The organism is uncultured Friedmanniella sp. (genome assembly GCF_964244285.1).
Lineage (GTDB): Bacteria > Actinomycetota > Actinomycetes > Propionibacteriales > Propionibacteriaceae > Microlunatus.
In genome coordinates, this window is record NZ_CAXTHT010000001.1 from 289856 (window position 1) to 310838 (window position 20983).

At 72.1% G+C, this 20983-nt stretch carries 20 protein-coding genes; 11 read left to right on the plus strand and 9 right to left on the minus strand.

The window, feature by feature from the left end:
• Window positions 1-24: 24 nt before the first annotated feature.
• The 3 genes from ACFE7W_RS01335 to ACFE7W_RS01345 are packed head-to-tail and all read left to right on the plus strand — an operon-like array spanning window position 25 to window position 2446.
• Window positions 25-741, plus strand: a complete 717-nt coding sequence (locus ACFE7W_RS01335) for an ABC transporter ATP-binding protein (RefSeq protein ID WP_375422968.1) — start codon at window positions 25-27, stop codon at window positions 739-741.
• On the plus strand, window positions 741-1502 hold the full coding sequence (locus ACFE7W_RS01340; RefSeq protein WP_375422969.1) for an ABC transporter permease: 762 nt from the start codon (window positions 741-743) through the stop codon (window positions 1500-1502). Before ACFE7W_RS01335 ends, ACFE7W_RS01340 begins: the two co-directional genes overlap by 1 nt.
• Window positions 1490-2446, plus strand: a complete 957-nt coding sequence (locus ACFE7W_RS01345; RefSeq protein ID WP_375422970.1) for a heme A synthase — start codon at window positions 1490-1492, stop codon at window positions 2444-2446. Before ACFE7W_RS01340 ends, ACFE7W_RS01345 begins: the two co-directional genes overlap by 13 nt.
• A gap of 82 nt (window positions 2447-2528) precedes the next feature.
• Here ACFE7W_RS01345 and ACFE7W_RS01350 read toward each other — a convergent pair whose 3' ends face one another.
• Window positions 2529-3029, minus strand: coding sequence for a hypothetical protein (locus tag ACFE7W_RS01350; RefSeq protein WP_375422971.1), 501 nt, complete (start codon window positions 3027-3029; stop codon window positions 2529-2531).
• Between the two features lie 190 nt (window positions 3030-3219).
• Here ACFE7W_RS01350 and ACFE7W_RS01355 point away from each other — a divergent pair, with 190 nt between their 5' ends.
• On the plus strand, window positions 3220-4497 hold the full coding sequence (locus ACFE7W_RS01355; RefSeq protein ID WP_375422972.1) for a serpin family protein: 1278 nt from the start codon (window positions 3220-3222) through the stop codon (window positions 4495-4497).
• Window positions 4490-4753, plus strand: a complete 264-nt coding sequence (locus ACFE7W_RS01360) for a peptide methionine sulfoxide reductase (RefSeq protein ID WP_375422973.1) — start codon at window positions 4490-4492, stop codon at window positions 4751-4753. Before ACFE7W_RS01355 ends, ACFE7W_RS01360 begins: the two co-directional genes overlap by 8 nt.
• A gap of 6 nt (window positions 4754-4759) precedes the next feature.
• On the opposite strand, the gene ACFE7W_RS01365 is transcribed toward ACFE7W_RS01360, so the two are convergent.
• Window positions 4760-6010, minus strand: coding sequence for a kynureninase (locus ACFE7W_RS01365; RefSeq protein ID WP_375422974.1), 1251 nt, complete (start codon window positions 6008-6010; stop codon window positions 4760-4762).
• A gap of 42 nt (window positions 6011-6052) precedes the next feature.
• Between ACFE7W_RS01365 and ACFE7W_RS01370 the strand changes: the two genes are divergently transcribed.
• Both ACFE7W_RS01370 and ACFE7W_RS01375 read left to right on the plus strand, forming a co-directional pair.
• Entirely contained in the window at window positions 6053-6916 is an 864-nt protein-coding gene (locus tag ACFE7W_RS01370; protein WP_375422975.1) for an alpha/beta fold hydrolase, read from the plus strand.
• Window positions 6917-6950: 34 nt separating this feature from the next.
• Window positions 6951-7922 carry an epimerase gene (locus ACFE7W_RS01375; RefSeq protein ID WP_375422976.1) on the plus strand — a complete coding sequence of 324 codons (972 nt, stop codon included), beginning with the start codon at window positions 6951-6953 and terminating at the stop codon, window positions 7920-7922.
• A gap of 73 nt (window positions 7923-7995) precedes the next feature.
• Here the strand turns inward: ACFE7W_RS01375 and araA are convergent, their stop codons facing one another.
• Complete coding sequence (gene araA / locus ACFE7W_RS01380; protein WP_375422977.1) at window positions 7996-9498, minus strand: L-arabinose isomerase; 1503 nt, start codon at window positions 9496-9498, stop codon at window positions 7996-7998.
• Window positions 9495-10196, minus strand: coding sequence for an L-ribulose-5-phosphate 4-epimerase (locus ACFE7W_RS01385; RefSeq protein ID WP_375423518.1), 702 nt, complete (start codon window positions 10194-10196; stop codon window positions 9495-9497). The genes araA and ACFE7W_RS01385 overlap by 4 nt, the downstream gene beginning before the upstream one ends.
• A gap of 72 nt (window positions 10197-10268) precedes the next feature.
• Between ACFE7W_RS01385 and ACFE7W_RS01390 the strand changes: the two genes are divergently transcribed.
• On the plus strand, window positions 10269-10871 hold the full coding sequence (locus ACFE7W_RS01390) for a hypothetical protein (protein ID WP_375422978.1): 603 nt from the start codon (window positions 10269-10271) through the stop codon (window positions 10869-10871).
• Here ACFE7W_RS01390 and ACFE7W_RS01395 read toward each other — a convergent pair.
• From ACFE7W_RS01395 to ACFE7W_RS01405, 3 genes are all read right to left on the minus strand, one after another.
• Window positions 10862-11869: a LacI family DNA-binding transcriptional regulator gene (locus ACFE7W_RS01395; RefSeq protein ID WP_375422979.1), complete on the minus strand. Its 1008-nt coding sequence runs from the start codon at window positions 11867-11869 to the stop codon at window positions 10862-10864. The genes ACFE7W_RS01390 and ACFE7W_RS01395 overlap by 10 nt on opposite strands.
• 82 nt (window positions 11870-11951) lie before the next feature.
• Entirely contained in the window at window positions 11952-12467 is a 516-nt protein-coding gene (locus tag ACFE7W_RS01400; RefSeq protein ID WP_375422980.1) for a 2'-5' RNA ligase family protein, read from the minus strand.
• Between the two features lie 13 nt (window positions 12468-12480).
• Complete coding sequence (locus ACFE7W_RS01405) at window positions 12481-13449, minus strand: heme o synthase (RefSeq protein ID WP_375422981.1); 969 nt, start codon at window positions 13447-13449, stop codon at window positions 12481-12483.
• A gap of 160 nt (window positions 13450-13609) precedes the next feature.
• On the opposite strand from ACFE7W_RS01405, the gene tkt reads away from it, so the two are divergent.
• From tkt to pgl, 3 genes are read left to right on the plus strand one after another with little or no spacing between them, the layout of a single operon-like run.
• Window positions 13610-15847 (plus strand): transketolase, encoded by a 2238-nt coding sequence (gene tkt / locus ACFE7W_RS01410; RefSeq protein WP_375422982.1) that lies wholly within the window; start codon window positions 13610-13612, stop codon window positions 15845-15847.
• Between the two features lie 28 nt (window positions 15848-15875).
• The gene (gene tal, locus ACFE7W_RS01415; RefSeq protein ID WP_375422983.1) at window positions 15876-17036 is read left to right on the plus strand and encodes a transaldolase; all 1161 of its coding nucleotides are present in this window, start codon (window positions 15876-15878) and stop codon (window positions 17034-17036) included.
• 12 nt (window positions 17037-17048) lie between these two features.
• The gene (pgl, locus tag ACFE7W_RS01420) at window positions 17049-17789 is read left to right on the plus strand and encodes a 6-phosphogluconolactonase (RefSeq protein ID WP_375422984.1); all 741 of its coding nucleotides are present in this window, start codon (window positions 17049-17051) and stop codon (window positions 17787-17789) included.
• A gap of 99 nt (window positions 17790-17888) precedes the next feature.
• On the opposite strand, the gene ACFE7W_RS01425 is transcribed toward pgl, so the two are convergent.
• Together ACFE7W_RS01425 and ACFE7W_RS01430 are read right to left on the minus strand one after the other, a co-directional pair.
• A complete protein-coding gene (locus tag ACFE7W_RS01425; protein WP_375422985.1) occupies window positions 17889-19202 on the minus strand; it encodes a lactate racemase domain-containing protein in 1314 nt (437 codons plus the stop codon).
• Between the two features lie 22 nt (window positions 19203-19224).
• Window positions 19225-20970 (minus strand): glycoside hydrolase family 3 protein, encoded by a 1746-nt coding sequence (locus ACFE7W_RS01430; RefSeq protein WP_375422986.1) that lies wholly within the window; start codon window positions 20968-20970, stop codon window positions 19225-19227.
• Between the last annotated feature and the right edge of the window lie 13 nt (window positions 20971-20983).

Below are 20983 nucleotides of genomic sequence, written 5' to 3' on the forward strand. Positions count from 1 at the left end.
GCACTCCGACCTAGACTCACAGCTGTGACCGTCCGCCCTGCCGCCCTGGTGGTCACCGACCTCCGGGTGGCGTTCATGGGCCGGGCCGTCCTGGACGGGCTCTCGCTCGCCGCCGAGGCCGGTCGGCTGACCGCGGTGCTCGGTCCCAACGGGGCCGGAAAGACCACCCTTATCCGCTGCTGCACCGGTCTGGTCGCTCCGGATGCGGGCACGGTCACCGTGCTCGGCGGGCGGGCCGGCGGACCCGACGCAGCGTCCCGGGTCGGGCTGATGCCGCAGAGCACCGGCGCCTGGTCGGGCATCCGCGCGGGCGAGCTGCTGCGCTACCTCGCCGGCCTGTACGCGCACCCGCAGGACGTCGACGCCCTGGCCGCCCGGCTCACTCTGCGCGGCTTCTGGCGGACGCCGTACCGGCGGCTCTCGGGGGGCCAGCAGCAGGCGGTCAACCTGGCCGCGGCGCTGGTGGGCCGACCCGAGCTGGTCTTCCTGGACGAGCCGACGGCCGGGATGGACCCGCACGCCCGCCGCGCCACCTGGCAGCTGCTGCGCGAGCTGCGCGCCGAGGGCGTCAGCATTGTGTTGACCACGCACTCGATGGAGGAGGCCGAGGCGCTGGCCGACCAGGTCTTCATCCTCGACCGGGGCCGCGTCGCGATCGCGGGCACGGTCGCCGAGCTGACCCGCGGCGGCTCCAGCCTCGAGGACGTCTTCCTCTCCCACACCTCGATGCCGGCCGCCTGATGACCACCCTCAGCTTCGCGCCCGCTCCCGGAGCGGCTCCGGCCTCGCGGCGGGTGGTCCGGCACGCGCTGGTCGAGTCCAGGCTGCTGCTCCGCAACGGTGAGCAGCTGCTGCTGGCCCTGGTCATCCCGCTGGCCATCCTGGTCGCGGGACGGGTGTTGGGCGGTCGCTTCGGGTCGCTGGACACCCTCGCTCCCTCGGTCCTGGGCCTGGCGGTGTGGTCCTCGGCGTTCACCTCGGTGGCTATCGCGACCGGCTTCGAGCGCCGCTACGGCGTGCTGGAACGGCTGGCCGCGACCCCGCTGGGTCGCTCCGGACTGCTGGCCGGCAAGGCGCTCGCCGTCTTCCTCGTCCTGCTCGGGCAGCTGCTGCTGCTGACGGTCGCCGCGCTGCTGCTCGGGTGGCGGCCGCACTTCACGGCCGGGTCGCTGGGCCTGGCCGTGCTGCTGGTCCTGCTCAGCACCGCCGGCTTCGTCTGCCTGGCGCTACTGATCGCCGGTCGGCTACGGGCCGAGGTCACCCTCGCCCTGGCGAACCTGGTCTACGTCGTGTTGCTGGTGGGCGGCGGGCTGGTGCTGCCGCTGAGCCGCTACCCGGCCGCCGTCCGCCCGGTGCTGGAGGTGCTGCCCACCGCCGCGCTCGGCGAGGGGCTTCGGGCCGCCACCGCGGGCCAGCTGCTGGGCTGGCCGCTGATCACCACCTCGACCTGGCTGCTCGTCGCCGGTCTGGCCGCGTGGAAGGGTTTTCGATGGACAGCGTGACCGAGCGGGCCGCGGCCGACCTGGCCCGGGCCGAGGCGACCCTGGCCACCCTGCCGAGGTTCCGCGGGGTGCTGCGGGTCGTCGGCGGCCCGCGGGCCCTGGCGCGCTGGGCCGTGGCGTCGCTGGTGGTCAACATCGTCATCGTGGTGACCGGCGCGCTGGTCCGGCTCACGTCGTCGGGGCTGGGCTGCCCCACGTGGCCGCGCTGCACCGTCGACTCCTACACCACCCACCCGGCCCTCGGTATCCACGGCGCGATCGAGTTCGGCAACCGGCTGCTCACCTTCGTCCTGGTCGTCGTCGCCGTGAGCACCTGGGTGGCGGCCCTGCTGTACCGCGACGGCGGCCGGAATCGACGCGACCTGCGCTGGATCGCCGCCGGGCTGGCTCTCGGCATCCCGGCCCAGGCCGTCATCGGCGGCATCTCCGTCCTCACCCAGCTCAACCCGTTCGTGGTCGGGCTGCACCTTCTGGTCTCCATGGTGCTGATCGCGCTCAGCGTCTGGCTGGTCCGGCGGACGCGCGGACTGGGCCCGCAGCCGGTCGGGCGGCCGGCGTCCCTGGCCGTCCGGGCGACGTTCGTCGCCATGTGGGTCGCGGTCTGGCTGGGCACGATCGTAACCGGTACCGGACCACACGCCGGGGACGAGAACGCCGCCCGGACCGGCTTCGACGGGGCCCTGGTCACCCATCTGCACGCCTCGGTCGTCTACGTCGTGGTCGCGACCACGCTGGTCGCGCTCTGGCTGCTGCGTACGCGGGCGGCCGTGCTGGTGCTCGCGGTGGTCGTGGTCCAGGGGGCGATCGGGATCACCCAGTACGAGCTCGGACTGCCCGTCGGACTGGTGATGCTGCACCTGCTGGGCGCTTCCCTGGCCACCGCAGCCAGCACCAACCTGTTCTTGTCGGTTCGGTCGACCGCTCGCGCCACGATCGCGTCGTGATCTGCCGCGAGTACGCGGCAGATCGCTACGCGATCCAGACGTCCTGCTCGGGAACCGCGAAGCAGTGGGAGCACCGGTGCAGCTATCCTCGCCAGCCGGGGCCGCCGAGGACGGCGCCCACCTGCCGAGCCACCAGGCACGCTTCGCCGAAGACCTCGGCCGAGCCGTAGCGGAGCGTGACCTCACCGTCCAGCACGGCCCCGTTGTCGCGGGCCATGTCGCGGAACCGCCCCAGTCCTTCGTGGCCGAGCCGGCCGTCGAGCTCGACCACGACCCCGTACGCCGAGTAGCGCACGTCGCGCCGGTGGCGCCGTCCGTGCAGGTGAGCTGCCGCAGGGCCGGCGAGCCGGGCGTCCCGGCCGCCGAGCAGCACACCGGCCCAGGCTCGGCCGTCCCAGAGCACGGGGAAGGACTGGACGGCCAGCACCGAGCACTCGACCCGATGCCACTGCCCGGTGCCGAGAAGCCGTTGACGGGGATGCCGGCCGAACCCGAGAAGCTCCGCCTGCGCCACAGGGATGACCCCGCCCTGCGCCCGCGCGAGCTGGAGGAGCTCCGGACTCGGGTCGACACGTTCCTGCATCTGACGATTCTGGAGCCGGACGGGTCGACACCCTCGAAAAATCTGGTCCGCCTGTGGACAACGAGAGAGCGAGTAGTGATCTGCCGCGAGTACGCGGCAGATCACTACTCGATCTTCGACGGTTGGACGATCCGAGAACTGTGACCTGATCGTCGGGTGCGCGGGCGCGATCCGGCGCTAGGTTCGGCTGATGGCCGACGCGACGCTGCTGAGCCGGAGGGCTGTGCTCGCCTGGAGCCTGCTCGCGGGCGCCGGGCTGACCGCCTGCGCTGGCCCCAGGGTGATCCGGGCCGACGTCGCGAGGCAGCCGGTCGACAACGCGAGCGCCGCAGCGGCTGTCTCAGCGGTGGCTGCGTTCAGCCGGGACCTCGTGGCGGCAGTCGCCCAGGGCGGCAGGACGAACCTGATCTGCTCCCCGTTCTCCGTCCTCGCCGTCCTGGCCATGGTGCGCAACGGCGCGACCGGCGCGACCGCTCGCGAGATGGACCAGGCCCTGAGCCTGCCCGCCACCGCGAAGCTGAACGCCGGCCTGAACGCGGTCGAGCAGACCTTGACCGGGCGCACCGGCACCCGCCGGACGGGCGACGGTGCCAAGGCGAAGGTGCGGCTGGACGTCGCCCAGCAGGTCTGGGGTCAGCGCGGCCTGGTCTGGCAGCCGGCTTTTCTCGACGTCCTGGCCGCCTCCTACGGCACCGGCGTACGCGAGATGGACATCGCGCGGGACCCCAGCGGCGCCACCGACACCGTCAACGACTGGGTGGCCGACGCCACCTCGGACCGGATCAAGGACCTGCTGGCTCCGGGCGTCGTGACCACCGACACCCGGCTGATCCTGGCCAACGCGCTCTACGTGAAGGCGCCCTGGCACGAGCAGTTCGAGCCGGCCGGGACCAGATCGTTCGCAGCCCCCTCCGGAACCGTGCCGGCCGGGATGCTGCAGGTGACGCTGCCGACCGGCGGCCGCCGCGGCCACGGCTGGACCGCGGCGCGGGTGCCGCTGGCCGGGCAGGAGCTGGCCCTGACCGTGGTGCTGCCCGACCGGAGCCCGGCCGAGCTGCTCGCCGAGCTCACCGGTCCTAAGCTGCTCGAGATGCTCGGGCCGGGCGGGGAAGCGGTGTCGGTGACCATGCCGGGGTTCACCTTCCGGACGAAGGTCGCCCTGCCCGAGGTGCTCGAGAAGCTGGGCATGGCACGCGCCTTCAGCACCGAGGCCGAGTTCGACGGCCTGACCACCACCCAGCAGCTGATCTTGGACCACGTCGAGCACCAGGGCTGGATCGCGGTGGACGAGCATGGTCTCGAGGCAGCCGCGGCGACGGCGGCGACGGCGATAGCCACGAGTGCGCAGGCCCCCCCGGCGCTCAAGCTGGTGCTCGACCGGCCGTTCCTGATCTGCGTCCACGACATCACGTTGCAGCTGCCTCTGCTGCTGGGGATCGTGGCCGATCCCACGGCCGTCGGTGACTGAGGTCGACCTCGCGACCCTGCTCGCCCGGGTGCCGCTCGGCTGGACGCTGGTCCGCTACGAGAGCCGGCCGTACGGGTTGAGCCGCCGCGACCACGCCGACGGCGGGGCGGTCAGCGTCTACGCCGAGGAGCTGGGCGGTGCGGACGTCGTCAGCACCAACGTCTACCGGACCGCAGCCGGGGACGTGCTCCGGCCGTGCGAGATGCCGGCCGAGAAGGTGCTCGACTTCCTGCGTGGCTGGACGCCGGACCGCTGAGCCGGGTCAGGCGGCGCGCAGCCGGTCGGCGACCACGGTCAGGCCGGCGAGCACCTCGGCGTAGGAGGTGCTGAGCGGGCTGAGTCCCAGCCTCAGGCCCTGCGGCGCCCGGAAGTCCGGGACCACGCCGGCTTCCCAGAGCTCCGGCAACAGCGCACGGAAGCCGGGATGGTCCAGGGTCAGGTGCGAGCCCCGACGGCCGGGTTCGGCCGGGGTGGCGAGCTCGGCGCCGAGCGGCAGCAGCCGCGCCCGGCACAGCTCCTCGGCGAAGGCGACCAGCCCGACCGACTTGGCGCGGACGGCGTCCATGCCCACCTCGGCGACCAGGTCGAGCATGTCCTGCATGGCCAGCATCCCGAGCACGGGCGGGGTGCCGCTGACCAGCCGGCGGATGCCGGCGGCCGGGGTGTAGCCGGCCGCCATCTCGAACGCGTCGGCCCGACCCATCCAGCCCTGGACCGGCTGGCGGAAGTCCTCCTGGTGCCGCGCGGCGACGTAGCCGAACGCGGGCGAACCAGGCCCGCCGTTCAGGTACTTGTACGTGCAGCCCACCGCCAGGTCGACCTGCCAGTCGTCCAGCCGCAGCGGCACCGAGCCGACCGAGTGCGAGAGGTCCCAGAGCACCAGCGCACCCGCGTCGTGCACCAGCGTCGTCAGCTCGGCAGCCGGCGCGAGGTGGCCCGAGCGGTACGCGACGTGGCTGAGCAGCACCAGCGCGGTCCGCTCGCTGAGCGCCGGCGCCAGGTCAGCCACCTCGACGCCGGAACGCCGGTCCGACTCGACCCAGCGGACGGTCAGGCTCAGCTCGTCGGCGACGCCCTCCATCACGTACCGGTCGGTCGGGAAGTTGTCGGTGTCGACGACGACCTCGTCGCGACCGGGTCCCCGTGTCCGACGACTGATCGCCACCCCGCCGCGGGCGAGCTTGTAGAGCAGGACGGTGGTCGAGTCGGCGACGACCGTCTGGCCCGGCGCCGCTCCCAGGACGACGGCCCCGATCCGGTCGCCGAGGGTGAGCGGCAGCGCGAACCACTCCTCGTCCCAGCCGCGGATCAGCCGGCCCGCCCACCGCTCGGTGACGAAGCGGCTGAGCCGGTCCGCCGACGCCCGCAGCGGCCGGCCCAGGGAGTTGCCGTCCAAGTAGGCGAGCACGTCGTCGTCCGGGCCGGTGAGGAAGTGGTCGCGGTAGCCGCGCAACGGGTCAGCCGTGTCCAGCTCGGCCGCTCGTCGGCTCCAGTCCTGCTGCTGAACGGTCACGCCCGCCACCGTACGTGCCGGGCGGCAGGTGAGGATGGGCCCATGTTCGAGGGCTTCACCACCAGGACCGTCGAGGTCGACGGCTCGTCGGTCTTCCTACGCCACGGCGGCGAGGGCCCGCCGGTGCTGCTGCTGCACGGCCACCCGCGCACCTCGGCGACCTGGCACCGGGTCGCGCCGCGGCTCGTGGAGGCCGGCTTCTCCGTGGTCTGCCCCGACCTGCGCGGCTACGGCCGGTCCGCCAAGCCGACGCCGGCGCCGGACCACCGGCCGCACAGCAAACGTGCGGCCGCCGGTGACCTGCTCGCGCTGATGACGGCGCTGGGACACGACCGGTTCGCCTTGGCCGGCCACGACCGGGGCAGCTGCGTCGCGCTGCGGCTGAGCCTGGACCATCCTGAGCGAGTCAGCCGGCTGGCCCTGCTGGACGGCATCCCGATCAGCGAGCACCTGGCCCGCGCCGACGCCACCTTCGCCACCCGTTGGTGGCACTGGTTCTTCTTCGCCCAGCCCGAGATCCCCGAACGGGTGATCACCGCCGACCCGGACGCGTGGTACCGCGGCGAGGCCGAGGCGATGGGAAGGGAGAACCACGCAGAGTTCCGCGCGGCCACCCGCGACCCGGAAGTGGTCCGCGGCATGCTCGAGGACTATCGTGCCGGCCTCACGGTCGACCGGGCCGATGAGGAGGCCGACCGGGCGGCGGGCCGGCGGGTCGAGCCCCCGCTGCTGGTGCTCTGGTCGCTGCGCGACGACCTGGAAGAGCTCTACGGCGACCTACTGGCGGTCTGGCGACCGTGGGCCCGGGAGGTCTCCGGCCACGGCATCGACTCGGGCCACCACATGGCCGAGGAGGCTCCCGCCGAGCTCGCCGGCGCGTTGGTCGAGTTCTTCCGCGACGCCTGAGTCGCGTGGCCGCGCCGGTGTGCGACCGTAGCGCATGACCTCTCCCCGCGCCGTCGTCGCCGGCGCGTCCGGCTTCCTCGGACCGCCGTTGATCGCCGACCTCACCAGCCGCGGGTACGAGGTCGCCGTTCTCGGGCGGCGCGGGCCCGACGCCCGGTGGACGCAGCCCGAGCGCGTCCGGGCGCTGGTCGACGGTGCCGACCTGCTGGTCAACCTGGCCGGGCGGAGCGTCGGCTGCCGCTACACCGACCGCAACCGGGACGAGATCTACGCCTCGCGCGTCGACACGACCCAGGCCCTGCACGGCGCGGTGGCCGCAGCCGCGGACCCGCCTCGGCTCTGGCTGAACGCCAGCACGGCGACGATCTACCGGCACGCGACGGACCGCCCGCAGACCGAGGAGGACGGCGAGCTCGGCTCGGGGTTCTCGGTCGACGTGGCCCGGGCCTGGGAGCACGCCTTCATCTCCGGCGGACTGCCGCGGACCCGCCGGGTGGCGATGCGGATGGCCATCGTGCTGGGCAACGGCCCAGCCCTGCAGATGCTGGCGCGGGCGGCACGGTTCGGGCTCGGCGGCGCTCAGCTCGACGGTCGCTGGTTTCCCCACCGCCGCTACCGAGGCATCGGGCCGGACGCCACACCGGCCGCGCCCCCGCACGGAGCGACGCACGGTGAGCAGAAGTTCAGCTGGATCCACGTCGACGACCTGGTGGCGGCCGTGGCGTTCCTGGACGAGCACGACGAGCTGTCCGGCCCGGTGAACCTGGCCGCGCCCGGCACCAGCACGAACGTCGAGCTGATGCGCGAGCTGCGCCGGGCCGTGCACGCGCCCTTCGGCCTGCCCGCACCGCGGTGGCTGCTCGAGCCGGGAATGCTGGTGCTGCGCCAGGAGTCCGAGCTGGTGCTGAAGAGCCGGTGGGCGGTGCCGGAGAAGCTGCTCGACGCCGGCTTCACCTTTCGCTGGCCCGAGCTGCCTGCAGCCGTGGCTGACCTGGTCGGTCGGTAGATCCAGCGACCGCAACCTCCTCGGCGCCTTCGACAGGCTCCGGGCGCGGACCCGGGCTAGGGCCTGACGTGCCTCAGAAGCCCATGCCGAGGCGGTAGGCGGCCTGGTTCCAGCGGAGCTCGTTGAGGAAGTCGCGGCGACGGGTGCCCTCGTCGATGACCAGCAGCTCGACGCCGATGGTGGCGGCGAAGGAGGTGAGCTCCTCGGTGCCGACCGCCGTCGAGAGGACCGTGTGGTGCGGGCCCCCCGCCTGCAGCCACGACTCGGCCGAGGTGGCGAGGTCGGGGCGGGGCTCCCAGACGGCGCGGGCCACCGGGAGCTTCGGCAGCGGCTCGTCCGGGGTGACGACGTCGACCTCGTTGAGGACCAGCCGGAAGCGGTCACCGAGGTCGCAGATGCCGACCACCGCGGCCGGACCGGGCGTGGCGTCGAAGACAAGGCGTACGGGGTCCTCGCGGTCCCCGATGCCCAGCGGATGTACCTCGACGCGCGGCCGGTCGGCCGCGATGGTGGGACAGACCTCGAGCATGTGGGCGCCCAGGATCTTAGGCGTGCCCGGCCCGAGGTGGTAGGTGTAGTCCTCCATGAAGGACGTGCCGCCCGGCTGGCCGGCGGCCATGGCCTTGATCGTGTGCAGCATCACCGAGGTCTTCCAGTCTCCCTCGCCGCCGAAGCCGTAGCCCTCGGCCATCAGCCGCTGCACGGCCAGTCCCGGCAGCTGCCGAAGCCCGCCCAGGTCCTCGAAGTTCGTCGTGAACGCGCCGAAACCGCCCGCGGTGAGGAAGGACCGCAGCCCGGCCTCGATGCGGGCACCGTCACGCAGCGACTCGTGCCGCTCGCCGCCGACCGCGAGCTCGGGCGCCACGTCGTAGAGGTCGCCGTACGCTTCGACCAGCTCGTCGACCTCGGCGTCCGAGGCGGCGTCGACCGAGGCGACCAGGTCGTTCACCCCGTAGGCCTGGACGGAGACCCCGAAGCGGATCTGCGCCTCGACCTTGTCGCCCTCGGTGACGGCGACGTCGCGCATGTTGTCCCCGAACCTCGCGAGCCTGAGCGAGCGGACGGCGGCCACGCCGACGGCGGAGCGCTGCCAGGCGGCGACCCGGGCGCGCACCGCCGGGTCGGACACGTGGCCGACGACCGTGGTCCGCGGCACGCCGAGGCGGGTCTGGACGTAACCGAACTCGCGGTCGCCGTGCGCGGCCTGGTTCAGGTTCATGAAGTCCATGTCGATCTCGCCCCACGGCAGCGACACGTTCGCCTGCGTGTGCAGGTGCAGGAACGGCGTCCGCAAGGCGTCCATCCCGGCGATCCACATCTTGGCCGGTGAGAACGTGTGCATCCAGGCGATCAGCCCGACGACGTCCGGGTCGGCGTTCGCGGCCAGCACGGTGGCCCGGATCGACTCGGCGTCGGTCAGCACCGGGAGCCACTCCACCGGCAGGCTCAGGTCGCCGCCCACGTTCAGCTGCTCGACGATCTGCTGGGACTGCTGCTCGACCTGGGCAACGGTCTCGGGGCCGTAGAGCCCCTGGCTGCCGGTGAGGAACCACACCGTCGGCGTGGAAGCGGTCATGGACGATCCTTCGTGTGCTGGCCGTAGGCGTTCTGGTAGCGGTCGTAGAGCCGGTCGATGTCGGCCTGAGGGATGGGGACGGGCTCGCCGAGCTGTCGCGAGAGGTGCACCGTCCGGGCGACCTCCTCGCACAGCACGGCCGTCTTGACCGCCGCCTTCGCGCTGGCGCCGACGGTGAACGGGCCGTGGTTCTGCATCAGCACCGCCCGCGAGCGGTGCTGCTGCAGCGTCGCCACCAGACCCTGGCCGATGGAGTCGTCCCCGATCAGCGCGAACGGCCCGATCGGGATCTCTCCGCCGAACTCGTCGCCCATCATGGTCAGCACGCACGGGATGGCCTCACCGCGTGCGGCCCAGGCGGTGGCGTAGGTCGAGTGGGTGTGCACGACGCCGTTGACCTCCGGGAGGTGCGCGTAGACGTACGCGTGGGCGGCGGTGTCGGAGGAGGGCGCGTGCTCGCCCTCGACGAGCGTGCCCTCGAGGTCGCAGACCACCATGTTCTCCGGCGTCAGCTCGTCGTAGGACACCCCGGACGGCTTGATCACCAGCAGGTCGTGGCCGGGGACCCGGGCGGAGACGTTGCCGGCGGTCCAGACGACCAGGCCGTTCCGGGGTAGCTCGGCGTGCAGGGCGGCCACCTCGCGGCGCACGAGCGCCACGGCCTCGGCAGCAGTGGCGGGGAAGGTCACGAGCTCGATGTTAGCGTTCACAGGAGGCACGAGGCAAGGAACTGGGATGCGCTCGACGGCGGCAGCACCGACGATGAGGCGGTGACGACGTCCAACTGGTTCCGTGTCGAGTCGACGCCGGACGATCACAAGATCGCCTTTCTCCGCACGCTGCGTGCCGCGGCCGAGCAGTGGACCTTCGACGGCCTCGGCCCCGAGACGACTTCGACGGACGTGGAGTTTCCAGACGGCCGGCTGGTGGTGTCGATCGAGGTGCCCGGACTCACCAGTCGCCCGCAGCACCTGCAGGTCTGCTATCGCGCAGACGTCGAAGGTCGGCCTGTCCTGCAGTCAGCCTGGTCGAGGTACGCGCGGTTCGACGACCCCTACGAGCCACCGGACGAGGAGACCGAGCTCTGGGTGAGCGGAGTCGACGCCACGCCGGAGCAGTGCAGCCTCTGGGCGGCCGCCTGGTTCGAGCGGCAGCTGAGCCGCCGCGTCGTCCGTCGTGAGTGGGACCGACCGGAGGCGGGTCTGTCCACCCTGTTGCTGGCCGCCGATTCGGGTCCCGTCTTCGTGGAGTGGACTATTGAGGCGCCCGACGGGGTCATCGACAGCCGCGGCCGCTTCGTCTGGAGCTGGTTGACGGGCCGACCACCCAGCCGGACCGTCGTCGAGCGGCCCGGGGTCGCGACTCAGGGCTGACGCGGCCCGGCGGTGCTGGCGCGGACCACGAGCTCGGGCTCGATCAGCGTCGGCGCCGTCGGCCACTCCCCCGCCAGCCGGGCCAGCAGCACCCGGACGGCGGCGCGGCCGAGGTCGCCGAAGTCCTGGCGGACGGTGGTGAGCGGTGGTCGCGAGTAGCCCGAGACCTCGATGTCGTCGAAGCCGACCACCGAGACGTCCGCCGGTACCCGCAGCCCCCGCTCGGTGAGGCCGCGGACCAACCCCAGGGCCATCAGGTCGTTGGCGGCGAAGACGGCCGTCGGCCCGTCCGCCGGCCAGGTCTGGGCGGCGGCGAACCCGCTGGCCGCGGTCCAGTCGCCCGGGAGGATCTCGGTGACCGGCAGGCCCACGGCGGCCAGCTCGTCCCGCCAGCCAGCGGCCCGTTCGGCGGCGTCCAGCCAGGCGGAGGGTCCGCCGAGGTGCGCGATCCGGCGGTGCCCGAGGCCGAGCAGGTGCCGGACGGCCGACCGGGCGCCCTGACGCTGGTCGACGGCGACGTGCAGGGACGCGTCGCCCGCGGGTCCGGGCGGGGCGAGGACGACCGTCGGCAGGTCGCGCGCCCCGGCGGCCGCCGCGTCCACGGCCGCCTGGACGGGTGCGATCGCGATGATGCCCTCCACCGCCTGGTCCAGGAAGTGGTCCAGCGCCGCGCGGACCGAGGCGGGGTCGTAGACGCTCAGGCTGGTCACGTTGACGTACAGACCGGCCGCGCGGGAGGCCTCCTCCACCGCCACCAGCGTGGAGACCGGGCCGCTGCGGCTCGAGCTGGCGGCCAGCAGGCCGAGCGTGCTGCTGCGGTTGGTGGCCAGCGCCCGTGCGGCCGAGTTGCGCCGGTAGCCCAGGCTGCCGATCGCCGCCTGCACCCGTGCCCGGGTCTCGGGCCGCACGCTCGGGTGGCCGTTCAGCACCCGGGAGACGGTCTGGTGGGAGACCCCGGCCAGCTGGGCCACGTCCTGCATCCCGGGAGCCCGCGACATGCCGTGAGCCTAGGGCCCGGACCGCCGAGTTGTCAGACTCTCAGCGGGCTCCAGCCCTTCCAGAGTCTGACAAAGTCGGTGGTCAGAGGGACCAGGTCTCGCGGCGGTCGCTGTCCCAGCGGCGACCGTCGCGGCTGACGGCGTCCAGCTCGGGAACCTCACCCAGCGCCGTCAGCACGGCACCGACCTGACCCGTCGGCACCCGCCGGGCCAGCGTCACGTGCGGGGTCCAGCGGCCCGGACCGAACTGGCCCTCGGGGCTCGCCCCACACAGCGTCGCGACCGCCTCCTGCAACGCCAGCAGCTCCCGGCCGACGACGACCTGCCGGACCAGCACCACCTGGCCCCGTCGCGGCCCGAAGAGCAGCACCGCGCCGATCCGGAACCGCAGCCGCAACCCGGCGAAGAGCCCCGGCAATCGCTCGTCTGCCTCGGAGTCAAGCGTCGGGCCGGCGTAGAGGGTGATGTGCGGGCGGTGCGAAGGGCTGGGCAGCACCCGCTGCTCGGTCGGCAGACCGGCCTCGGCGAGCGCGGCCCACTGCTCGCGGACGGCCCGGTCGGTCTCGTCGTCGAGGGTCAGCTCGACGGACTGGGTCACGGTGGTACGAGGGTCAGCGGCGCAGCAGCGGGTCGACCGCGGCGGCGACGAAGACCAGGGCGAGGTAGGAGTTGCTCCAGTGGAAGAGCCGCATCGGCTTGAGGGCCGCGTCGGTCAGCCCCTGGCGGGCCCGGACGAGCAGCTGCACGGACTCCCAGATCAGGGCGACCCCGGTGACCAGGGCGACGGTCGGGTAGAGCCAGCCCGTGCCGGCCACCGGCCACAGCGCCAGGGAGACCCCGACCGTGACCACGGAGTAGACCAGGATCCGCGCGGCCACGGCCGGCGCGGCCATCACGACCGGCAGCATCGGCACGTCGGCGGCGGCGTAGTCCTCGCGGTAGCGGAAGGCCAGCGCCCAGGTGTGCGGCGGGGTCCAGCAGAAGACGATGGCGAACAGCACGAACGGGGCCCAGGCCAGCTGGCCGGTCACGGCGGTCCAGCCGATCAGCGGCGGGAAGCAGCCCGCGATCCCGCCCCAGACGATGTTCTGGGCGGTCCGGCGCTTGAGCCAGAGGGTGTAGACCACGATGTAGAAGGCGTTGGCGCCGAGGGCCAGCCCGGCCGAGAGCCAGTTGACCGTCAGCCCGAGGACGAGCGTGGCGGCGACCCCGAGAACGGCACCGAACACGGCCGCCGCCGTCGGTCCGACGGCGTGCCGGGGCAGCGGACGCCGACGCGTCCGGCGCATCCGCTCGTCGATGTCGCGGTCCAGCACGCAGTTGAAGACGTTGGCACTCGCCGCAGCCAGGCAGCCGCCGACCATCGTGGCCAGGACGAGGGACAGCTGGGGCACGCCGCGGGCGGCCAGGAACATGGCGGGGACGGTGGTGACGAGCAGCAGCTCGATGATGCGCGGCTTGGTCAGGCCGACGTAGGCCCCCAGCACGTCGCGCAGGCTGGCCGTCGCCCCGTGGGACTCGACGTCGGTCGCGGTCGACTCCGCGGACGTGAGCCGCCCCGACACGTCGATACTCGCCACACGCCCTCTTCATCCACTGGGGACCGACCCGTCGGCCACTGCCGGGGCGAGTCTATGACGCGCCCCGACGAAATCCACCACGCCCGGTGTGACCCCGGTCCCATGCCCCGTTCCCCGCCGGAGCCGCCCCCGATAGGCTCCAGACGTTCGCGGCTCACCGATGGGCTGCCGCACTCTCGGAAGGGATCCTCCGCCTGTGACCGACACCGCAGCATCCACCGCCGTCGTGCCCGAAGGTTGGACCGACCTCGACAGCCGTGCGGTCGACACCGTCCGCCTGCTCGCCGCCGACGCCGTCCAGAAGGTCGGCAACGGCCACCCGGGCACCGCGATGAGCCTGGCCCCGGTCGCCTACCTCCTCTTCCAGAAGGTGATGCGACACAACCCGGCCGAACCGCACTGGCCGGGCCGGGACCGGTTCGTGCTGTCCTGCGGCCACTCCAGCCTCACGCTCTACATCCAGCTCTACCTCGGCGGCTGGGGACTCGAGCTCGACGACCTCAAGGCGCTGCGCACCTGGGGATCCAAGACCCCGGGCCACCCCGAGTACGGCCACACCAAGGGCGTCGAGATCACCACCGGCCCCCTGGGCCAGGGCATCGCCAACGCCGTCGGGATGGCCATGGCCGCCCGTCGCGAGCGCGGGCTGCTCGACCCGGACGCCGCGCCCGGCACGTCCCCGTTCGACCACCAGATCTACTGCCTGGCCTCCGACGGCGACATCGAGGAGGGCATCACCTCCGAGGCGTCCTCCCTCGCCGGCACCCAGCGGCTGGGCAACCTGACGTTGATCTACGACCACAACCACATCTCGATCGAGGACGACACCAACATCGCCCTGACCGAGGACACCGCCGCCCGCTACGAGGCGTACGGCTGGCACGTGCAGAGCATCGACTGGACCAACGGCGAGACGAGGTACGAAGAGAACCTCGCCGCGCTCAACGACGCGCTCGAGACCGCCCGCGGCGTCACCGACCGGCCGAGCTTCATCAGCCTGCGCACCGTCATCGGCTACCCGGCGCCCAAGAAGCAGGGCACGGGCAAGGCCCACGGGTCCGCGCTGGGCGACGACGAGATCCGGGCCACGAAGGAGGTCCTGGGCTTCGACCCCGACCAGACCTTCGAGGTGGCCGACGACGTCATCGGCCACACCCGTGAGCTGCTCGAGCGGGGCACGGCGGCCCAGGCGGAGTGGCAGCAGGCCTTCGACACCTGGGCCACGGCCAACCCCGACGCCAAGGCGCTCTACGACCGGTTCGTGGCCGACGAGCTGAGCCCCGGCTGGGAGGAAGCGCTGCCCACCTGGGACGCCGACCCGAAGGGCATCGCCACCCGCGCGGCCTCGGGCAAGGTGCTCACCGCGCTGGCCCCCAAGCTGCCCGAGCTCTGGGGCGGCTCGGCCGACCTGGCCGAGTCGAACAACACGACGATGGAGGGTGAGCCGAGCTTCCTGCCCACCGACCGCCAGACCAAGGCGTTCGCCGGCAGCCCGTACGGCCGCACCCTGCACTTCGGCATCCGCGAGCACGCCATGGGCGCGATCATGAACGGCATCAAGGTGCACGGCGGCACCCGCCCGTACGGCGGCACGTTCTTGACCTTCAGCGACTACATGCGCGGCGCCGTCCGGCTGTCGGCCCTGATGCGAGTCCCGGTCACCTACGTGTGGACCCACGACTCCATCGGCCTCGGCGAGGACGGCCCGACCCACCAGCCGATCGAGCACGTGGCGGCACTGCGGGCCATCCCCGGCCTGGACGTCGTCCGCCCGTCCGACGCCAACGAGACGGCGGCCGTCTGGGCGCAGATCCTGCGCAACGGCGACCGTCCCGCCGGCCTGATCCTGAGCCGGCAGAACCTGCCGATCGTGCCGCGCGGCACCGACGGGTACGCCGACACCTCGGGCGTCGCCAAGGGCGGCTACGTGCTCAAGGACTTCGGCAGCGCCGAGGACGACATCGTCATCCTGATCGCGACCGGGTCCGAGGTGCAGCTGGCCGTCGCCGCAGCCGAGCAGCTGGCCGGCGAAGGCATCGCCGCCCGGGTGGTCTCGATGCCGTGCCGGGAGTGGTTCGACGAGCAGGACTCCGACTACCGCGACTCGGTGATCCCGCCGACCGTCAAGGCCCGGGTCAGCATCGAGGCCGGCGTGAGCCTCGGCTGGCGCGACCTGGTCGGCGACGCCGGCCGGATCATCAGCATCAACCACTACGGCGCCAGCGCCTCGGGACCGAAGCTGTTCGAGGAGTTCGGCTTCACCCCGGCCACCGTCGTGGCCGCGGTCAAGGAGAGCATCCAGGCCGCGGGCTCCGACGAGGCTCCGACCCACACGGCCGCCAGCGGCCCGAAGACGACCGGCGACCAGGAGCCTGACGCCGGCGCCACCATCAGCTGACATCCCCTCCCCACCAGCGAGGAAAACCATGAGTGACCACCTGAAAGAACTCTCCGAAGCCGGCGTCTCGATCTGGCTGGACGACCTGTCCCGCGAGCGGATCAAGACCGGCAACCTCCAGCAGCTGATCGACGGCTCGTCGGTCGTCGGCGTCACGACCAACCCGACGATCTTCGCCTCGGCCCTGGCCAAGGGCGAGCAGTACGACGACCAGGTGCGTGAGCTGGCCGCCGTCGACTCCAACGTCGGCGACGCCATCAAGGCCATCACCACCGACGACGTCCGCAACGCCTGCGACCTGTTCTCCGACGTCTACACCTCGAGCAACGGCTACGACGGCCGGGTCTCGATCGAGGTCGAGCCCGGGCTCGCCATGGACACCGACGGCACCTCAGCCGAGGCGGCCGACCTGTTCAAGATCGTCGACCGGCCCAACGTGCTGATCAAGATCCCGGCCACCAAGCCGGGACTGCCGGCGATCACGTCGACCATCGCCGAGGGGATCAGCGTCAACGTCACGCTGATCTTCGCCCTCGAGCGCTACCGCGGGGTCATCGACGCCTACCTGAGCGGGCTCGAGCAGGCCGCGGCGAACGGCCACGACCTGAGCACGATCCACTCGGTCGCGTCGTTCTTCGTCTCCCGCGTGGACAGCGAGGTCGACAAGCGTCTCGACGCCGTCGGCACCGACGAGGCGCTGGCGCTCAAGAGCCAGGCAGCGCTGGCCAACGCACGGCTGGCCTACGCGCTGTACGAGGAGGAGTTCAGCTCCGAGCGGTTCGCCGCCCTGGAGGCCAAGGGCGCCAACCGGCAGCGGCCGCTGTGGGCGTCCACGGGCGTCAAGGACCCGAATCTGCCGGACACGCTCTACGTGTCGGAGCTGGTGGTGGCCAACACGGTCAACACCATGCCCGAGAAGACGATGCAGGCCTTCGCCGACCACGGCGAGGTCCAGGGCGACAGGGTCAGCGGCACCGAGGCCGACGCGCAGCAGGTCCTCGACAACCTGGCTGCGGTCGGGATCGACTTCGACGACGTGGTCGACGTGCTCGAGCGTGAGGGCGTGGAGAAGTTCGACAAGTCGTGGGGCGAGCTGGTCGAGACGGTGCAGACCGCGCTCGACGACGCGAAGAAGGGCAAGTCTCCGGGCGAGTCCGCCGACCCGGACGTCACCCACGACTCGCAGTAGGACCTGACGGAGATGACGGTCAGCGACGCCAGCCCGCCCGAGATCCTCCAGTACGCCGACGCCACCGAGGTGGCCGAGGCCCTGGCGGTCCGGCTGCTGGCGCGGCTGACCGAGCTGCAGGCCGACGGCGGCACCGTGCAGCTCTGCCTGACCGGAGGTCGGATCGCCAGCCGGGCCTACGCCCGGCTGGCGGACGACGGACCGCACTCCGACGTGGACTGGACGCGGGTCGGGCTGTGGTGGGGTGACGAGCGATTCGTTCCCGCCGACGACGAGGACCGCAACGACAAGTCGACGCTCGAGGTTCTCCGGGAGCCGCTGGGCCTGCCGGCGGAGCTGGTGCACCAGATGCCGGCCAGCGACGGCGGGGTCGATCTCGATCGGGCGGCCGCCGACTACGCGGCCGAGCTGGGGTCGACGACGTTCGACATCTGCCTGCTCGGGCTCGGTCCGGACGGGCACGTGGCCTCGCTGTTTCCGGACCACCCGTCCTCGAAGGCGTCCGGTGAGGTGATCGCCGTCCGCCACTCCCCCAAGCCGCCGCCGGACCGGATCAGCCTGACCCTGTCGGTGATCAACCGCTCGTCCGAGGTCTGGTTCCTGGTCAGCGGCGAGGACAAGGCCGAGGGTGCAGCCAAGGCCCTGACGGGCGGCGAGGCCGACCCGGTGCCGGGCGCCCTCGCCCACGGGACGGACCGCACCGTTTGGCTGATCGACGACGCCGCCGCCTCCCGGCTGCCCCCTGGCCCGTAGCTTTCCGGGAGCTGACCGGGACTCGCGGACGACTGGGTAGACGTGTGCCGGTCAGTCGCGGCCCAGGTCGACCCGATCCGGTCGAAGGGCCTCGGTTGCTCAGCTGCGGAGGCGGTAGAGGACCTCGCCGGCGTGGGGCTCGACGAAGGTGTCGGGGTCGGCCTCGTAGGCGGCGACGTCCACCGAGGCCGGGTCCAGGTAGTTCAGGTTGACGGCGCGCACGACCTCCTCCGGGATCCCGGTGGCCAGGGTCACCGTCACCCGGTTGCGCTCTCCCTCGGTCTCGCTCCAGGTGCCCTGGCCGCGCAGGTGGGTGGAGTGGGCGAGATCGCCCCAGGGCAGGTCGCGGAAGCGGTCCCACTGGCCGAGGAAGTAGTCCCGGTTGTGGTAGCCGATCTCCGCGATGTGCGGGTGCATCACCGAGACCTGGGTGATGTGCGGGGCGTAGATGATCACCTCGCCACCGTCGGCGACGATCGGCTCCAGCTTGTAGAAGCCCTTGGCCGCGGTCCAGATGTCCTCGTACTTCCTCGGCATGACCGACAGCACCCGCCGGACGGGCCGGTCGCGGTAGCTGATGTGGGTCTCGGCCGAGATCTCGGCGCAGGCCGCCCACGCGTCCTCCGGCGTACCGAACGCCGCAGCGTGCAGAGTATCCGTCCCGGAGGCGACCACCAGGCAGAGCGCCAGCCGCTCGGCCGGGATCATGCTGGCCGCCTCGTTGACCAGCGCCCGGACCGGGGTGATCCCGCGGGTGCCGATCATCTCCGCGCTGGTGATCAGGGCGCCCACCCAGTGCGACAGGTCGATCAGCTCCTGCCCCGACACCCCCGGGAAGAAGTACTTGTTGCCGCCGGAGAAGCCCACCACCTCGTGCGGGAAGACCGGGCCGACGACGATGGCCACGTCCGCCTCGGCGACGTGCCGGTTGATCCTGACCTCGACCGACTCGTCGCTCAGCAGGCCGCCGGTCAGCTCGCTCAGCCGCTCGGCCCCGATCGTGCCCAGGGTGGTGAAGGTCTCCGACAGCCAGGACTCGTGGTTGAGGATCCGCCAGCCGGGGAACGTCTGCTCCGCCCGCCCGGGCTGGTAGCCCAGGTGTCGGGCCAGCTGCTCCTCCCCCATCCCCTGGTGGGTGCCCAGGGCGATGACCACCGTGACCTCGGCGGCCCGGCCGGCCAGCTCGTCGCGGGCGGCGGCGAGCAGCAGTGGCAGCGGGCACGTCCGGGTGCCGTCGGGGACCACCAGGCAGACCCGGCGGCCGTCGACGTCGGCGCGAGCCAGGGCTTTTCCCACGAAGGCGCGCACCTGCTCCGGCGCCAGGTGCTCCCCGATCCCGCCGACGCGGAGGGCGCGCTCGGGCGTCCCCGGATCGGTGCCGTAGCTGCTCGTCCCCTGGGCTGCGTTCGTCATCTCGCCACCCTCCCACTCCCGGTCACCGGCGGGTGTCCCAGGAGTCGCACCAGACGTTCTCGTTGTGGGTGCCGGTGAACGGGAGACGCCCGACCAGGAGGTCCACCAGGACCCGGATAGTGTCCGGCGTCGGGTTGTGGGCGTTGATGGCCGTCTTGACCATCGGGACGTCGATCAGGTGGTTGGGCAGGTTGAGCGAGACGAAGACCGTCGGCACCTCGGCGGCGTACCACGGCATCTCTGGTGCCATCGGCATCGACCACCTGATCCGCAGCGCTCCCTGCTGGGCGAAGTCGGAGATGTTGGCCAGGATGAGCGCGGCGTCGAAGCGCTCGGTGTACCCCTCGGTCTCGGCCGCGATGAAGGACTGGAAGTCCAGCGGGTCTCCGTCGGCGGCCCGTTCCTGCAGGGTGCGGTAGACGCTGACCTCGAACCCGGCGGCGCTGAGCTCCTCGATGGCCACCCGCTTGAACTCGGGCACGACCCCGGTGAAGTCGGGCGCGCTCTCCAGGCAGTAGAGCCGGAGCCGGCGGTGCCGGCGAGGGTCCAGGGGCAGGGTTGCGGCGGTGTCCTTCAGCAACGCGATGGTGCGCTCGGCGATCCGGGTGGCGATCCGGTGGTGCTCGTCGGAGCCGACCACCGCCAGCTCGCTCGCCGGGGGTACGAGGTCCTCCGGCGTCCGGCGGTGCAGCCCGAGCCGGGCCTTGAGTCCGAGGATCCGGGTCAGGGCGTCGTCGAGACGCTCGGCGGTGATCTCACCGGAAAGTACGGCGTCCCGGACGTAGCCGAAGTCCTCGTCGTGGTTGCGGAAGAACAGGATCATGTCGCAGCCGGCCGTGATCGCCTGCACCATCTGACGCTCGCGGGGCAGGGCCGAGGTGAGGCCGACCATCAGGGAGGCGTCGGTCAGGATCACCCCGTTGAAGCCCAGGTCGTCACGCAGCAGGTCGGTCAGCAGCTCGGGGGCGAGCGTCGCCGGCAGGATGTCAGCGTCGGGGATGCCCGGTCGGAGATGGCGCGAGTAGGCCGGCAGCATGATGTGGCCGACCATGATCGACTCGATTCCGGCGTCGATCCCCCACTCCCAGATCTTGCGGTAGGAGGAGTCCCACTCGCTCACCGTGCAGTCGTTGTAGGAGGTGACGACGTGCTGGTCGCGTTCGTCGCGGCCGTCGCCGGGGAAGTGCTTCATGCACAGCGCGACCGGACGGTCGCCCGCACCGTCCCGCACGCCCCGGCTGAACGCGTCGGCGTAGGTGATCACCGTCTCGTGGTCGTTGCCGAAGGCGCGGGTCGCGACCACGGTGTTGCGCCAGTTGTGGTGGATGTCGACGATCGGCGTGAAGGCCCAGTTGCAGCCGAGCGCCCGCGACTCCCGGCCACCGACCAGGCCCATCTCGTACGCCGCGTCGGTGTCCGGCGTCGACGCGGTCTGCAGCGGCGTGGCCACCAGCGTCCCGTCCGTGCAGGCCCCGCTGCCCCCGGCCTCGATGTTCGAGGCCACCAGCAGCGGCACCGTCGACCGCTGCTGGGCCTGCCGGATGTGGGCCTGGACCGAGGCTGAGTCGGTGTGGTTGTAGCGCATCCCACCCGGGTGGTAGCGGTCGACGATGTGGTTCACGAACGTGTCGTCGAAGCGGTTGTTGAGGTTGATGAAGAGCTGGCCGATCCGGGAGTCGAGATCCATCGTCTCGATGGTGTCCCGCACCCAGGCGATCGCCTCGGCGTCCAGCTCGTAGGGTGCTGCGGTCAGGTCAGGTCGGCTCATCGTCAGCTCCGCG